The organism is Actinomyces sp. ICM47 (genome assembly GCF_905369875.1).
In the GTDB taxonomy this organism is placed as follows: domain Bacteria; phylum Actinomycetota; class Actinomycetes; order Actinomycetales; family Actinomycetaceae; genus Pauljensenia.
Genome location: NZ_CAJPJE010000013.1, coordinates 33357 through 47572, shown reverse-complemented (window position 1 = coordinate 47572; position 14216 = coordinate 33357). Strand labels below are relative to the sequence as shown.

Below are 14216 nucleotides of genomic sequence, written 5' to 3'. Positions count from 1 at the left end.
GCCCTCCCCCGCGCCGAGGGGGGCTGGGAGTGTGTGGGCGAGGGCATGATCGGTGCCTACGTAGATCGCACGGTCTCACGCATCTCATCCCTATCCGACGCCGCGCACGTGCCCACACCCGTATCCGTCGAGGACCCCACGGGCCTCCTGACCTCCCTGCTGGAACGCCTGGGCGTCCCCATTGACGAGGCCGGGGCGGGCTTGTCACTGCACGTGTGCTGCGAGGGACGAACGCTTTGTTCTTCTCTGTCCGAGGAGCAGGTGCGTACCGCCCTGGGTGAGGCGCTGGCAACGAGTCCCGTGATCCCGGCGGGCCGGGGACTGTACTGCGTGGATCCGGCCTTCGTCATGGACGCCGACGCGATCAGTGCAGGCGCGGCCCTCGCGCTCCTCGCGCCGCGCTAAGCGGTAGGCCGAGTTACGTCCCCATGAGGTGAGGACAAGGGGACGCAGATGTGCATGCTCACCCGTAGTCTGCGCGTATGAGTGAGAACACCCCGACGATTGGGCGATCACGGGTGCGAAGATTAACACGTACCGTCAGGTTGGCAACGCGTTCCCACCGCCAGTTGCCCGCGCGGTGGCATCGCAATCGCCTCTGCTCTCAGGGCAGACAGTCGTGGGCAGGAGGCTGTCGCATGAGCATCAATCTCCTCGACGAGCGTCGGTTCTTCCACCGTCATCGACGGTCAACGTCTGCGTGACATCGCCGATTTACCCCTCGACTTGGCGATCTAACGACGCACCCCTGGCGCGAACAGTGGTGCCCAGGCGCTCTCGCGCCCGGGCACCACTCACAGCACATTTCAACTCACACGTCGAAAGGCGTGGAAATTACCATGCCGCCCGTCTCGATCTGACCGGCCATGTCGGACAGGCCCAGCTTCAGGTCAGAAGACAACATCGGTGTGTAGGCACCGAAGCCGGTGAGGATCACGCCGCCGGACACCAGCGACACGGGGACAGTCGATGCAGGCGCGCCTGCCGTGGCATCGGAAATGAGCGTATCCATTGCCGCGGAATAGTCGAGAACAATACCGGTCAGCACGGGCGCTCCAATAGACGAGCGCACCGCGTCGGTGATCTGGATGTAGCTGAACGAGTCAGAGAAAGACTGCGTGTCGACCTGCTCGACCATCTGCGGACCGGCCTGGCCCGACATGGGCGACTCGGCGGATACAGCCTCGTCGCGGGTCAGACCCTTGAGGTCAGCCTTCGTCAAGCCCGACCAGATGAGACGCACCATCGGGTTACCAGCCGCGGTGACAGCGCGCGCGGCACCCGCGTTGTTCTCCCCCGCGAGGGGCAGAATGATGTCGGCACCCTGCGCGATAAAGTTGGCGGCAGTAGCCTCAACGTTCTCGGCGCTGTCGACAAATGTCCCGTCCTTGGCGGCGTTATTCCAGCCCAGGACGGCGATAGACGTGCCCTTCGCGAGGTTGTAGGCGTCGACGCCTTCCGCGAAGGCATCCATCTGCGACGCGGTGACATTGTCGCGCGACCCGCCGATGACAGCAAGCGTACCCGTCGTGGTCATGCCGGCCGACGCGTAGCCAGCCAGGTAGGCGGCCTCGGAGGCCCTGACGTTGATGACGGAACCATTCTTGAGGGAGGTGGGATTGCCCTTCGCATCCGTGAACGAGGCACCGACGAGCGCGAAACGGACCTTCGGGTTGGCGCGCGCGGCCTCGGAAATAGACGAGGCCGTGGTGGAGTCGGTGCCGACGATCAGCGTGCAGCCGGAGGCCACGAGCGAGGCCGGTGCTGCCTCACCCGATCCGGCCTGATAGGTGATCGACGCATTGTTCGCGGCATCCGCGAGGGCACGCGCGACGGGGTCCGTCGCGGGGTCCGTGTGCGTACTCGAGGTAGCGACGCAGACCTTCGCGGACGCGGCCGGGGTAGCGCCGGGCGTCGGCGAGCATGCGCTCACAGCCAGGGCAGCCACCGTGGCCGTAGTAGCGAAGGCAGCGAGAGTCCGCTTATTCACGTCTCATCCCTTTCGTCGGGGCGTCTTTCTGCCCAACACGGTACCAGCCGAGCCGCGCGCAACGCCGCCCGGGGCGGTGCACCTCACCCGACAGCATACACTCGAAGGCGGCGCGGGATCACCGTGAGTCACGGAGGCACTCGCGTCGCCTGGCGGAAGGCTATCAGAGCAAGTCGGAGCGACCGGCCTCGGCAAGCATATCGACGACGGACTTGACGGCCTGCGCGCGCTCCAGGCGCGTCACGAGGATCGCGTCAGAGGTCAGGGCCACCGCGACGTCGGGCACCCCAACGAGAGCGACGAGCGGGCCATCCTCACCCACGGATCCGTAGACGGCGGCACCCTCAGAGTCGATGCGGATGGCCTCACCGAGGCTGCCCGCGGCGGCAGCAATACCGGTCAGCGCCTCAAAGTCGCCCAGGTCCGTCCAGCCGAGGGCGGCGTCAGCGGGAACGACGGCCACTCCCCCGTCGGCAGCAACGGGTTCAGCGATGGCGTGATCGATGGCGATCTTAGTCAGGTGCGGCCAGTTCTCCTCCAGCGTCGCTTCGAACTGCGGCGTTCCCCACGAGCGCGCAATAGTCTCTAGGCGCGCGTGCAGGTCGGGCATGAGTCGGGCCAGGTGGGAGGCCAGGACACCCGCAGACATGATGAACATGCCCGCGTTCCACAGGTAGCCCTGGGACACGTAGCGGGCAGCAGTGTCCGCATCGGGCTTTTCGACGAACTCGGCGACCCGGCGGGCACGCCCGGCAGCGCCAGCCACCCCAGCCTCGTCCTCACCGGACAGAGCAGGTCCGGGCGCGATGTAGCCGTAGGCGGTCGAGGCCTCGGTGGGCGTCAGCCCAATCGTCACGACGTATCCGTCGCGCGCGGCACCAATCGCGGTTGCAACGGCGGCGCGCAGCAGCTCGGGGCGCGCAATCAGGTGGTCGGCGGCGAACGAGCCGACGATGGCATCGTCCCCAAAGCGCTCGCGCACGACGTAGGCGGCCAATCCGATCGCGGCCATGGAATCGCGCCCCGATGGCTCGATGAGGAGCGTGCGTTCCTGCGAGGAAGCGAACTCGGGAAGCTGGGCGAGTACGCCATCGCGGTGCGCTTGACCGGTCACGATGGTCACGGACGAGGCCCCAGAAGCTAGGCGGTCCACCGTACCCTGCAGAAGGGTACGGCCCGTGCCCGCCAGGTCGAGGAGGAACTTGGGACGGCGACGCCGCGACAGCGGCCACAGGCGGGTGCCGGCACCGCCGGCGGGGATAATCACGTGGAGGTCACTCATGCCCCCAGTATCGCAGATACGACGAGGGAGCGAGGCCAAAACCTCGCCCCCTCACCGGAAAGCGTCTGCTAAGCGGGCCTCACTCGGCGTCGCCCTCAGCGGCAGCCTCTTCGGTAGCTTCCTCAGCTTCTTCAGCGGCGGCTTCCTGGATGGACACGATGACCGTCTCAGCGTCGAGCTCGACCTCCACACCGGCGGGCAGCTTGAGGTCGGAGACGTGCACGGCGGAACCGGCCTCAATGCCATCGATGGAGACCTCGACGTGCTCGGGGATGGAGGTGGCGGGAGCCTTCACCAGGATGGCGAACTCCTCCAGGGAGTGGACGGTGCCAGGGACGGGCTCGCCGGTCACGACGACGGGAACCTCAACGTCGACCTTCTCGCCGGCCTTGACGGCCTGGAAGTCGGCGTGCAGAATGTCGCGGCGCACAGGGTGAACCTGAACGTCCTTGACGAGGGCCAGCTGGGACTTGCCGTCGATCTTCAGCTCAACGAGCGCGTTCTTGTTGCCACGGACGATCAGGAACAGATCGTGACCGGGAACGTCGAGGTGACGGGGCTCTTCGCCGTGGCCGTAGAGAACGGTGGGGACCTTGCCGGCGCGGCGGGCGCGGCGGGAGGCACCCTTACCGAACTCGGAACGCTCTTCGGCAAGCAGGACGGGGTTGTCGCTCATGTGTTTTCCTTCGTTTCTCAGGTCCGGCGTCGGTGTCGGCAGAGTGAAGGAAGCGCTACGCGCATCAATTCAAGCCCTGTCGATAACGGCGGATACGGATCCGCCCTCGCCGGAGCAACCCCAACAGGTTACCTCACGACGAGGGCGGATGTGAAGCGGGAATCCGTCAGTTAAACAGCGATGTGACCGAACCGTCTTCGAAGACCTCGTGAATCGCGCGAGCCAGGAGCGGCGCGATAGACAGGACGGTGAGCTGCTCGAAGCGCTTCTCAGCAGGGATCGGCAGGGTGTCGGTGACGACAACCTCGGCGGCTCCGGACTCGGAGAGACGCTTGGCGGCCGGGTCGGAGAGGATACCGTGGGTGGCCACAACGATAACCTTCTTGGCACCGGCGTTGGTGAGGACGTTGATCGCCTCGGTGATCGTACCGGCGGTGTCGATCATGTCATCGACCAGGACGCATTCCTTGCCAGCGACATCGCCGACGACGCGGTTCGCGACGGCAACGTTCGGGCGAGTCGTGTCGCGGGTCTTGTGAACGAAGGCCAGGGGTGCGCCGCCCAGCTTCTTCGACCACTTTTCGGCAACGCGGATACGACCGGCGTCCGGGGAGACAACGGCCGTGTTGGACAGGTCGACGCGGCCGCGCACGTAGTCCACGAGGACCGGCATGGCGAAAAGGTGGTCGACCGGGCCATCGAAGAAGCCCTGCTCCTGCGAGGCATGCAGGTCCACGCTCATGATGCGGTCGGCACCGGCGGTACGGTACAGGTCGGCCATCAGACGGGCGGAGATAGGCTCGCGGCCCTGGTGCTTCTTGTCCTGACGGGAGTAGGGGTAGAAGGGAGCGACCACGGTGATGCGCTTCGCGGACGCACGCTTGGCAGCATCAATCATGATGAGCTGCTCCATGAGCCACTTGTTGATGTCGCCCGCGATGGACTGCAGGACGAACACGTCGGCGCCGCGAACGGACTCGTTGAAGCGCACGTAAATCTCGCCGGAGGCGAAGTCGTAGGCCGTCACCGGCGAAACCCCACATCCGATTTCCTCGCCCACGGCATGAGCCAGGTCCATGTGAGCTCGCCCAGAAACGAGGACGAGATTCTTTTCTCCAGTGGTCACCAGTCCGCTCATACGGTGGTCTCTCCTTGTGTTGGATCAGGCGCGAGGCGCCACGATCAGTGTGCCGATGGTGCTGTAAGGCTTAACCATCGTATCGGCTGCGACGCAGCCCTGACCGATCCACGCGGCGGGAACCACAGCGCGATCCCCGATTTCCGTATCAATCAGCGTGGCGTTAGGACCGATTTCACAGTTATCACCAACGCGTGTGGTACCCCGCAGGCAGGTACCGGGGTAGATCGTGGTGTCCGCGCCGACCCTCACATCGACATCGACCCAGGTGGAGGCCGGATCGACGATGGTCACGCCGGAACGCATGAGCGCCTCGCAGAGACGCTTGTTGAGCTCCGCGCCCAGCTCAGCGAGTTGGACACGGTCATTCGCACCGGCGCTCTGCCAGTGGTCGGTGAGCTCCAGGGCACCGGCGGTGCGGCCCGCGGGAGCCGCTGCAGCCAGCACGTCGGTCAGGTACACCTCGCCCTGGTCGTTGTCAGTCCCCAGGGAGGACAGAGCATCGCGCAGGAACTGTGCATCGAACGCGTAGATACCCGCGTTGATCTCGTTGATCGCGGCCTGCTCGGGCGTCGCGTCGCGCTGCTCAACGATGGCGGTGACCGTGCCGGAGGCGTCGCGGATAATGCGCCCGTAGCCGGTGGGATCCTCAACGCGCGAAGTCAGGACAGTGACGGCGTGCCCCGCGCCCTCATGGGTGGCGACCAGCTCGGCCAGGGTGTCCGTCGACAGGAGAGGAACATCGCCGTAGGTGACGACAATTGTGCCGGGCGCGGGGGCGACTGCGGCGTCGAGAGCCTCGAGGCCGCACTGGACGGCGCGGCCGGTGCCGGGAATCTCATCCTGGTCGGCGATGATGGCGGCGGGACTTACGCGCGCGATTTCTGCGGCGACAACCTCGCGCTGGTGGCGCACGACGGCGACCAAATGCTCGGGGTCGAGGCCGTGAGCAGCGCGCAGAGCGTGTCCGATCATGGACAGGCCAGCGAGGGGATGCACAACCTTCGGGAGGGCTGATTTCATGCGCGTTCCCTGACCGGCGGCCAGGACGATGACGGCGGCGGGGCGAGACATATTCCTCCTCAAAGGGTTAACAGATCCGATACGGATCTGATCGCTCCGCCCCTAGGATTCGAACCTAGACTAAAGGCACCAAAAACCTCTGTGCTGCCGTTACACCAAGGCGGAATGCGTCCACAGTGATAATACCCGGACCTCATGGGCGCTTTCAAACGCGCCACTCCCCCGCACCCAAACCACCCGCCCCGCCCAGGCCTCGTCCCGTGTGATACTGGAGGCATGGCTGAGAAGAGGACACGCATGAGCGGCTTCGCACGCCGCGAGCAGCTGGTGGCCGTGGGGCGCTCTCTGTTCGCCGAAAAGGGCTTCGGGGCGACCAGCGTCGAAGAGATCGCTGCCCGCGCGAAAGTTTCCAAGCCCGTCATTTACGAGCACTTCGGCGGCAAGGAAGGCCTGTACGCCGTCATCGTGGACCGCGAGGTACAGGCCCTCATTTTCTCCCTCCAGTCCTCCCTGGAGTCTTCCGAGCGTCCACGCCTCATCCTGGAGAACGCGACCCTGGGTTTGCTCGACTATATCGAGCGCAACACGGACGGCTTCCGCGTGCTGGTGCGCGACGCGCCCTCGGATCGAACGGCGGGGTCGTTTTCCTCAATCATGGGCGACGTCGCAACGCGCGTCGAGCACATCATCGCCGCTCAATTCAAGCGTTCGAACTTCAATACCACCTGGTCGCCGCTGTACGCACAGATGCTCGTCGGCCTCATCGCGCAGGTCGGACAGTGGTGGCTCGATGACCGGCGTATGAAGAAGGACGAGGTCGCCGCACACGTCGTCAACCTCATCTGGAACGGCCAGCGCGGCCTGAGTCCCCACCCCACGCTTCGGGTGCGCTCGAGCGACGGACGCTAGGTGCTCCTCGACAGAACATACGACGAGGCCGTGGCGGGTAATCCCTGCCACGGCCTCGTTCGTGTGTGGTGCGCTCAGCGCGCCTCGTAGGAGAGGCAGTCCGCGGTGCCCGCGCCGACCGAGATGGAGGCGGCGGTGCACTCGAGGGCGTTGTTGTGGGCGCAGTCGGCCTTCTGGCAGGCACCAACGAAGGATTCGGCCTTGGCGAGGCCACCCTTGACGGTCAGCGGGATGAAGGTCGTGCAGGAGGTCGAGTAGCCGACGGTGATTGCGGCGGCTCCGCAGCTCTTCTCCTTGTTGTAGGAGCAGTCGAGGACGGAGCAATCGAGGATGCGGGGCATATCTGCCATTGGAGTGTCCTTTACAACGTGGCCCCGTGGGGCCTCTTGATAGCCGGTCGCGACCGGGTTGGCCGCGCTGTTGACTCCAGTGATACGCCTTTTCGCAATATGTGCAAGACAAGCGGTTTTTCGTTGCAATTCCAACACTATGCACCGCGCATGCGGGAACTATTTTCGCGCTTGTATCATCACTAATTACGTAAATAAAACAGGCATTTCTTTTGCGTAATTCGGATAGGTGAGCCTGCACTGTTCATCTTTGCCGCACCTATGGTGGGAGCCGCTTGGCCCCCTGCTTCAACCACCTCACACACCGCACAGAAGCCGCTACGGAGGATCCGCATTCACCCACGGCACCACGGCCTCGTCCATGGCGAGCATGACACAACTCGCCCGCGCTACCGAGGCAGCGCGGGCGAATGCGACCACGAAAACGGAGTCAGGTCACTTCGCGGACCAGAAACGGATCACGACCGTCGTTCCATCGTCGGCCGGCTGCGAGCGCGCCAGATCACCGACGTACGTGTAGGAACCCGAGAAATCAGTCGAGGAGGCGGGCAGATACTGGGGCACGTCACCGGTCGCGACGTTGTAGACCCGGGTATTCCCTTCTTGCGAATACTCCATGTCGCCGGTCAGCCCGACGCCGTCGGCCTTCGATATCCAGTAGCGGTGAGTCGTGCCGTCGGGGCCGCCCTCCTCACCCTGGAACCAATAGAGGCTGAAATCATCCGTCTCCGGGATGCCACGAACAACCGAGCCGTTGACCTGCGCGTAGTTCACGACTTGGCTCTTGGCAGTGTAGCCGGCCTCGTCGTCACGCTTGTTATCGCGCAGCGCAATGCCGCGGGAAGACAGAGCACTCTCGCCGAGGCCAAAGTCGGCGCGGATCTCCTCAGCGTAGGGGCGAACAATGATGTTGTCGGTGACGGAGACGTTGCGAATGTCCCCCTTGACTTCCTGGAAGTCGATCGCGCCGCGCGTATTGCCGTAGAAATCGTTCGTCGTGCCCGAGCGCACCAGCTTGTTGTGAGCGATCGTGATGCCACCATCCGTGTTCAGGTCAAAGTTGTGGCCATCAAACACGGTGTTCAGGCGGATGCCAGCGCCGGAGAAATTGTTGATGAGCAGGTTGTCACGAACGGCGTGGGACTTGCCTCCGAAGATACCGATACCCGAGGCCCGCCAGCCCAACTCGATAGTGTTGCCGACGAAGGAGTTGGCCTCAGCGACACGCGCCTGACTGTTCGTCGAGGTGTCAATACTCGACCAGGAGGCGAGGCCGTCGTCACCATTACCGCGCACGGAGGAGTTACGCACCGTCGAGTTCGCGGTGCCCTGCGCGAAGTTCACGCCGTCCGCGAAGTTGTTGCGAATGCGGGCGTTCTCAATGACCATACCGTCCGTGTAGGTCATCTGACTGGCATCCACGTAGTCGCCCATCCAGAAGCCACACTCGAAATGCTCGACCCACACGTTGGCGACGCGGGTGTTCGCCCCAGCCGATCCGGCGAAGCCCTTGTACTGTGCCTTCTCACCGTAACGGGAGGTCAGGGAAGAAGACATGTAGAAATCAGTCATGGTCACGCCACCCACGCCACGGTTGAAGACGAAGCCGCCACCGCCAACCTGGTCGGACGTGAAGCGCAGATTCGTGTACCACATGCCCGCGCCCCGGATCGTCAGATCGGAATGATCGAGGCCGATCTTTCGTCCCAGCTCCCAGGTTCCCGCCGGGATGTAGACCGTCTTGGAGGAGGTGTTCGCAGCCTCGTTCATCGCCCAGATAAGCGCATCAGAATCATCCACGCCGTCGCCGGGCTGCGCACCCTGGTAGTCGGCGATGCTGACAGCGTCAGCCGGACGCTGAATCTCAGGCAGCGCCTCCTCAAGCTCAATGAAGTCGATGCCGTAGGCATTCTGGTCGTCCCCCACCTTGACGATCTGAATGTGGTCGCCCTTGTGGACCTGGCGGTTTAGCAGGGTGTGAGCCTCGTCGAAACGGAAGCGTGCGCTCGTGGAGGAGGGGGCCTGACTGGGCTCGTCGTACACGTGATCGCCGCCGACGTACTGCCAGGCTGTCTCGGAGGACAGGTCGAGGGTCGCAGTTCAGCAGCGGGTCGCAGCACCCGCCACACCCGTTTTACTCAGCCGCCTCAGCAGCTTCCAACCAGGCCTCCTCCAGCCCGTCAATCTCCCCCAAGATGTCCTGATGCTGCGCGGACACCTTCGTCAATTCTGAGACGGCCGAGGCATCGGTGGCCACCTTGATCGACAGCTTCTCCAGCTTCGCCTCCAGGTTCGAGGCCTCGGCGCGCAGGCGATCCAGCTTACGTTCGATGCGGGCCACTTCCTTCTTGGCCGCGCGCCGCGCCGCCGCGTCACTCACGCCGCCGCGAGCGCTCCCCTGCCCCGCGCTCTCCCCGCCCGAGGCGGCGTCCGCGGGCTGCGCGGCGGAGCGGGAGGTAGAGCCGGCCTCGTCGGCGCGAGTGGAGACGCCAAAAGCCCCGAAGTCACCGGAGGCGCGCATCTGCAGGTACTGCTCGACGCCACCGGGGAGGGCGCGCACCTGGCCGTCGCCAAGGAGGGCGACCTGGTGATCGGTGACGCGTTCGAGGAGGTAGCGGTCGTGGGAGACAACAACGAGCGTGCCCGGGAAGGTGTCGAGCAGGTCCTCCATAGACGCGAGGGTGTCGGTGTCCAGGTCGTTCGTGGGCTCGTCGAGGAGCAGCACGTTGGGCTGACTCATGAGCAGACGCATGAGCTGGAGACGGCGGCGCTCACCGCCCGAGATTTCGCTGATGCGCGTGTAGGCGCGGGTACGCGTGAATCCCATGCGCTCCGTCATCTGGGAGGCGCTGACCTCCTTGCCGTCCACGACGACACTCTGGGCGACGTCGGCGACGGCCTCGACGACGCGCATGTCGGCCAGGGCGTCGAGCTCGTGGGTGTCCTGGGAAAGGGTGGCGACCTGGACGGTCTTGCCGCGCTTGACGCGCCCCGAGGTGGGCTCGAGGTCGCCGCGCAGCAGGTTGAGGATCGTCGTCTTGCCGGCGCCGTTGACGCCGACGATGCCGACGCGCTCGGCGGGGGCCAGGCGCCAGGTGACGCCCTGAAGAATGTCCAGATGCGAGCCGTCGGGGCGTGTGAAGGACACGGAGACGTCCTCAAGGTCGATGACATCCTTGCCCAGGCGCGCGGTCGCCATCTTGACCAGCTCAACGGTGTCGCGCGGGGGCGGCACGTCGGCGATGAGGGCCTCGGCGGCAGCGATGTGGAACTTCGGCTTCGAGGTACGGGCGGGGGCACCGCGGCGCAGCCACGCAAGTTCCTTAGTCAGCAGGTTGGCGCGCTTAGCGGCGGCAACGTCGGCCTGGCGCACGCGCTCGGCGCGGGCCAGCGTGTAGGCAGCGTACGAGCCGTCGTAGATTTCGACGTGCCCGGCGATCTGCGGACGATCACCACCCGGGTCGACGCCGGGAACGACCTCCCAGATGTGCTCGCACACGGCGTCGAGGAACCAGCGGTCGTGGGTGACGGCAAGGAGCGCGCCAGAGGCACCGGGGCGAGCGAAACGGGCGTTCAGGTGGGCGGCCAGCCAGGCCACGCCCTCGACGTCGAGGTGGTTGGTGGGTTCGTCCAGGCACACGATATCGGCGGTGGCCGCGAGGACGCGGGCCAGCGCGACGCGGCGACGCTGGCCGCCCGACAGGGTACCGACGAGCGCGGCGGGGGCGATGTCGGCGAGGAGGCCGGCGTGAATGTCGCGCACGGCCGGGTCGGAGGCCCACTCGTACTCCTCCAAGCCGGGATGAACGGCCTTGATGACCGTGTCCTCGGGGTTGAGGGTGTCCGTCTGGGTGAGGACGGCGACGCGCACGCCGTCGCGCCGGGTCACTACTCCCCCGTCGGGTTCCTGTGTGCCGGCAACGATGCGCAGGAGCGTAGACTTTCCCGCGCCGTTCGGGCCGAGGATGCCGACGCGGCTGCCATCGTCGAGGCCGACCGTGACTCCTTCGAGGAGCTTGCGGGAGCCCGCGAGGGCACCGACGTTCTGTGTTCCGAGCAGGTGCGCCATCAGATGGCCTCCGTCGATTCGATGCGGGCACCACGCGCGGGCCCATGGGTGGGGATGGCGCGCGCGACCGTGGGCGCGTCGCTCAAAGTGGCCGCGAGGGTGTGGGCGTGCTCAGCGTCACGCGCGAGGGCCGCGACGGTCGGGCCGGACCCGGACAGCGTGACGGCCAGGGCACCCGCATCCCTCGCCGCGGCAATCGTGTCAGCCAGTTCGGGGCGCAGGCGCAGAGCGGGGGCCTGCAGGTCATTGACGAGGCAGTGGCGAAGGCTCTCGGGTCCCGCGCACAGGGCGGCAACCTCCTCGGGCGTGGGTTCGGCGAGGGCGGGCGCTTGCTCTGCGTCGACTCGGTCGAACTCGCGGAAAACTGACGGGGTGGACAGGCCCTCGTGGGACAGGAGCATGACCCAGTAGTGCTGGCCCTCCTCTTCCCCTTCGCGCAGGACGCTCATGTGGTCCCCGCGCCCGGTTCCCAGCGCGATGCCGCCCGCCAGGCACGCGGGAACATCTGCACCCAGCGTGCGACCAATCGTCTCCAGCTGATCGGCACCCAGGCCCAGCTCCCACAACTCGTTGCAGGCCACCAGGGCGGCCGCCGCGTCGGCGGAGCCTCCGGCCATGCCGCCGGCGACGGGGACGCGCTTGTCGACGCGGATGCTCAGGCCCGCGGCCGTGGAGGCCCAGGGGCCTGCAGCGGCGAGACGCTGGAGGACACGCGCGGCGCGCACGGCCAAGTGGGTCTGCGGATCCACGTCCGCCATAGCACGGGTCGTCGCCTCGTCGACGCTGCCGTCGGGCAGGTACGCGATTGTCTCAACGCGCACGCCGGGTGCCTTAGAGGTGCGCACGGTGACAGTTTCGCGCAGGTTCAGGGCCTCGAAGACCGTGACGAGGGGGTGGTAGCCGTCGGGCGTGGGTGCGCCCACGCGCAGGGTCAAGTTGACTTTTCCGGGCGCGCTGGCACGCACTTCACGCATGGCGTTCCTTCTTCCTGGATGTATCAGCGGGCTGCGGTCGACGCCGCGAGGGCACCACGGCCTCGGGCCTCGATAACGGCACGCCCCAGCTCGACGAACTCTTCAATCGAGAGGGTCTCTCCGCGGCGCGTCGGATCAATGCCGACGGCGGACAGGAGGGCCTCGGAGGCCTCGGGGCCGCCCGCCCAGTTCTTCAGGGCCGCACGCAGGGTCTTGCGGCGCTGGCCGAAGGCCACGTCGGTGACCTCGAAGGTGGCGCGGCGCAGCTCGTCGTCGCCGCGCGGAGCCTCCAGGCGCGTCAGGCGCACGAGCGCGCTATCCACGCCGGGCACGGGCCAGAACACGGAGCGGCCGATCGTGCCGGCGCGCTCGACCGAGCCGTACCAGGAGGCCTTCACGGAGGGCACGCCGTAGGTACGCGATCCAGGGCCGGCGGCCAGGCGGTCCGCGACCTCGGCCTGGACCATAACGACGACACCCTGGATGGAGGGGAAGGCCTCAAGCATGTTGAGCAGGACCGGCACGGCCACGTTGTACGGCAGGTTCGCGACGAGCTTCGTGGGCGCGGGCCAATCCACGCCGAAGTCATCAACCCCACTGATCTGCGTGGCGTCCATGGTGACGACATGGAAACGATCGGCGGCCTCACTCATGCGGGCACGCACGGTCTCGGGCAGCGCGGCGGCCAGGGGCGGGTCGATCTCGACGGCCCGCACGCGCGCGCCGACTTCCAGGAGCGCCAGCGTCAGGGAGCCGAGGCCGGGGCCGACCTCGACGACCTCGTCGCCTTCTTCGACGCCGCCAGCCGCAACGATCTTGCGCACCGTGCCCGCGTCGTGCACGAAGTTCTGGCCCAGCACCTTGGTGGGGCGAATACCGAGCGCCTCGGAGATGGCCTTCACTTCGAGGGGACCAAGCAGGCCCGTCTCGGAGGGGACGGCACCCTCGGGCAGGGTCGGATCGAGGCGGCGGCGCGAATCGCGCTGGTTACGGGGGGATCGGCTCACGCTGGCAAGTCTAGTGCACGAGCCCCACGAGGCCGGGGCTAGGCACCGTGTGAGGCTCGGTCAGTCACGCGCCGGGTTCCTCTGCAAGCGTCACACGAACCTCGTACGCACTAGCTCGTTCACCAAGGACGGCGTTAACCTGCCCTTTCACTACCTCCTTCAAGCGATTCTGCGCTTTATCAAGCAGGCCTTTTGCGACAGCCTCGTCTTTCGCAGCAGCTTCACGATCCGCCAGGAAAGTGGTCACCTCACCGACCTCTATCTGATTGACGATAGAAAAGGACTGGTCGTAGGTCTCGATAGACGCTGGATCGATGGATGAGGAGAGGATCTCTACCGTGGGGACAGTGACTGTCACAACATGAGCTCCTTCGTCAGCCTGAACTTGAATCTGGCTCACGTCGGTCAGCCCAGCCTTCACCTCGCCCGAATAAGTGATGAGGTAATGAGCGCTGGTACCCGGCACTTCCATACCGAAGAACTTGGTTCCTTCCTCGGAGTATTTGCCCACCTGAGTAAAAACATACGACTCGGTTGCGAGTTCACCAATATCCGCAAAAGAGTTCTTCACGAGGGTCGTATCCACCGTGACGACAGGGGCAGTCTCCTGCTGCGACGCACCGAAACCAAGCATCGGCCCAATGTTCGCTCCACCAACAAAGCATACGGCGGCAACGATAACGACCGCACCAGTTGCAAGAATGCCCTTCAACCTCATACTGACCTCACTGACAGAAAAAGAACAGATGGTAAGTGATCTAATTCGCCAATTCTAGGGTAATCATCGAAAGAAGACAA

General features: G+C 65.5%; 13 protein-coding genes, 1 tRNA gene and 1 pseudogene. 3 read left to right on the top strand and 12 right to left on the bottom strand.

Annotated features, from left to right (window positions below):
* Both QZ149_RS04470 and QZ149_RS09985 read left to right on the top strand, forming a co-directional pair.
* Positions 1–405: pseudogene (locus tag QZ149_RS04470) on the top strand (phosphomannomutase); the annotation flags it as partial.
* Between the two features lie 243 nt (positions 406–648).
* Entirely contained in the window at positions 649–738 is a 90-nt protein-coding gene (locus QZ149_RS09985; protein WP_366488198.1) for an NgoMIV family type II restriction endonuclease, read from the top strand.
* A 73-nt stretch (positions 739–811) separates the two neighbouring features.
* Here QZ149_RS09985 and QZ149_RS04465 read toward each other — a convergent pair whose 3' ends face one another.
* The 6 genes from QZ149_RS04465 to QZ149_RS04440 all read right to left on the bottom strand — a co-directional run bounded on the left by QZ149_RS04465 (position 812) and on the right by QZ149_RS04440 (position 6274).
* Entirely contained in the window at positions 812–1990 is a 1179-nt protein-coding gene (locus QZ149_RS04465; RefSeq protein WP_291450070.1) for a BMP family ABC transporter substrate-binding protein, read from the bottom strand.
* A 163-nt stretch (positions 1991–2153) separates the two neighbouring features.
* Positions 2154–3272 (bottom strand): mannose-1-phosphate guanylyltransferase, encoded by a 1119-nt coding sequence (locus tag QZ149_RS04460; protein WP_291450069.1) that lies wholly within the window; start codon positions 3270–3272, stop codon positions 2154–2156.
* A 79-nt stretch (positions 3273–3351) separates the two neighbouring features.
* On the bottom strand, positions 3352–3948 hold the full coding sequence (locus QZ149_RS04455; protein WP_291450068.1) for a 50S ribosomal protein L25/general stress protein Ctc: 597 nt from the start codon (positions 3946–3948) through the stop codon (positions 3352–3354).
* A gap of 166 nt (positions 3949–4114) precedes the next feature.
* Complete coding sequence (locus QZ149_RS04450) at positions 4115–5086, bottom strand: ribose-phosphate diphosphokinase (protein ID WP_291450067.1); 972 nt, start codon at positions 5084–5086, stop codon at positions 4115–4117.
* A 24-nt stretch (positions 5087–5110) separates the two neighbouring features.
* Positions 5111–6160, bottom strand: coding sequence for an NTP transferase domain-containing protein (locus QZ149_RS04445; RefSeq protein ID WP_291450066.1), 1050 nt, complete (start codon positions 6158–6160; stop codon positions 5111–5113).
* A 43-nt stretch (positions 6161–6203) separates the two neighbouring features.
* Positions 6204–6274: transfer RNA gene (locus QZ149_RS04440), tRNA-Gln, on the bottom strand.
* Between the two features lie 111 nt (positions 6275–6385).
* Between QZ149_RS04440 and QZ149_RS04435 the strand changes: the two genes are divergently transcribed.
* On the top strand, positions 6386–7018 hold the full coding sequence (locus tag QZ149_RS04435; protein ID WP_291450065.1) for a TetR/AcrR family transcriptional regulator: 633 nt from the start codon (positions 6386–6388) through the stop codon (positions 7016–7018).
* 74 nt (positions 7019–7092) lie between these two features.
* On the opposite strand, the gene QZ149_RS04430 is transcribed toward QZ149_RS04435, so the two are convergent.
* The 6 genes from QZ149_RS04430 to QZ149_RS04405 form a co-directional block, all read right to left on the bottom strand.
* Entirely contained in the window at positions 7093–7368 is a 276-nt protein-coding gene (locus QZ149_RS04430; protein ID WP_009647950.1) for a DUF1540 domain-containing protein, read from the bottom strand.
* 435 nt (positions 7369–7803) lie between these two features.
* Positions 7804–9411: a glycosyl hydrolase family 28-related protein gene (locus tag QZ149_RS04425; protein ID WP_291450064.1), complete on the bottom strand. Its 1608-nt coding sequence runs from the start codon at positions 9409–9411 to the stop codon at positions 7804–7806.
* A 91-nt stretch (positions 9412–9502) separates the two neighbouring features.
* Positions 9503–11437, bottom strand: a complete 1935-nt coding sequence (locus QZ149_RS04420) for an ABC-F family ATP-binding cassette domain-containing protein (RefSeq protein ID WP_291450063.1) — start codon at positions 11435–11437, stop codon at positions 9503–9505.
* Positions 11437–12411 carry a 4-(cytidine 5'-diphospho)-2-C-methyl-D-erythritol kinase gene (locus QZ149_RS04415; RefSeq protein WP_291450062.1) on the bottom strand — a complete coding sequence of 325 codons (975 nt, stop codon included), beginning with the start codon at positions 12409–12411 and terminating at the stop codon, positions 11437–11439. The genes QZ149_RS04420 and QZ149_RS04415 overlap by 1 nt, the downstream gene beginning before the upstream one ends.
* Before the next feature lie 23 nt (positions 12412–12434).
* The gene (gene rsmA, locus QZ149_RS04410; RefSeq protein WP_291450061.1) at positions 12435–13418 is read right to left on the bottom strand and encodes a 16S rRNA (adenine(1518)-N(6)/adenine(1519)-N(6))-dimethyltransferase RsmA; all 984 of its coding nucleotides are present in this window, start codon (positions 13416–13418) and stop codon (positions 12435–12437) included.
* A 64-nt stretch (positions 13419–13482) separates the two neighbouring features.
* Positions 13483–14136: a DUF4230 domain-containing protein gene (locus tag QZ149_RS04405; RefSeq protein ID WP_291450060.1), complete on the bottom strand. Its 654-nt coding sequence runs from the start codon at positions 14134–14136 to the stop codon at positions 13483–13485.
* Positions 14137–14216 lie beyond the last annotated feature (80 nt).

Excerpts from the sequence above, each read along its gene's own strand:
- QZ149_RS04460 (WP_291450069.1), bottom strand. The coding sequence starts at position 3,272 with ATGAGTGACCTCCACGTGATTATCCCCGCCGGCGGTGCCGGCACCCGC.
- QZ149_RS04455 (WP_291450068.1), bottom strand. The coding sequence starts at position 3,948 with ATGAGCGACAACCCCGTCCTGCTTGCCGAAGAGCGTTCCGAGTTCGGT.
- QZ149_RS04450 (WP_291450067.1), bottom strand. The coding sequence starts at position 5,086 with ATGAGCGGACTGGTGACCACTGGAGAAAAGAATCTCGTCCTCGTTTCT.
- QZ149_RS04445 (WP_291450066.1), bottom strand. The coding sequence starts at position 6,160 with ATGTCTCGCCCCGCCGCCGTCATCGTCCTGGCCGCCGGTCAGGGAACG.
- QZ149_RS04435 (WP_291450065.1), top strand. The coding sequence starts at position 6,386 with ATGGCTGAGAAGAGGACACGCATGAGCGGCTTCGCACGCCGCGAGCAG.
- QZ149_RS04430 (WP_009647950.1), bottom strand. The coding sequence starts at position 7,368 with ATGGCAGATATGCCCCGCATCCTCGATTGCTCCGTCCTCGACTGCTCC.
- QZ149_RS04420 (WP_291450063.1), bottom strand. The coding sequence starts at position 11,437 with ATGGCGCACCTGCTCGGAACACAGAACGTCGGTGCCCTCGCGGGCTCC.
- QZ149_RS04415 (WP_291450062.1), bottom strand. The coding sequence starts at position 12,411 with ATGCGTGAAGTGCGTGCCAGCGCGCCCGGAAAAGTCAACTTGACCCTG.
- QZ149_RS04405 (WP_291450060.1), bottom strand. The coding sequence starts at position 14,136 with ATGAGGTTGAAGGGCATTCTTGCAACTGGTGCGGTCGTTATCGTTGCC.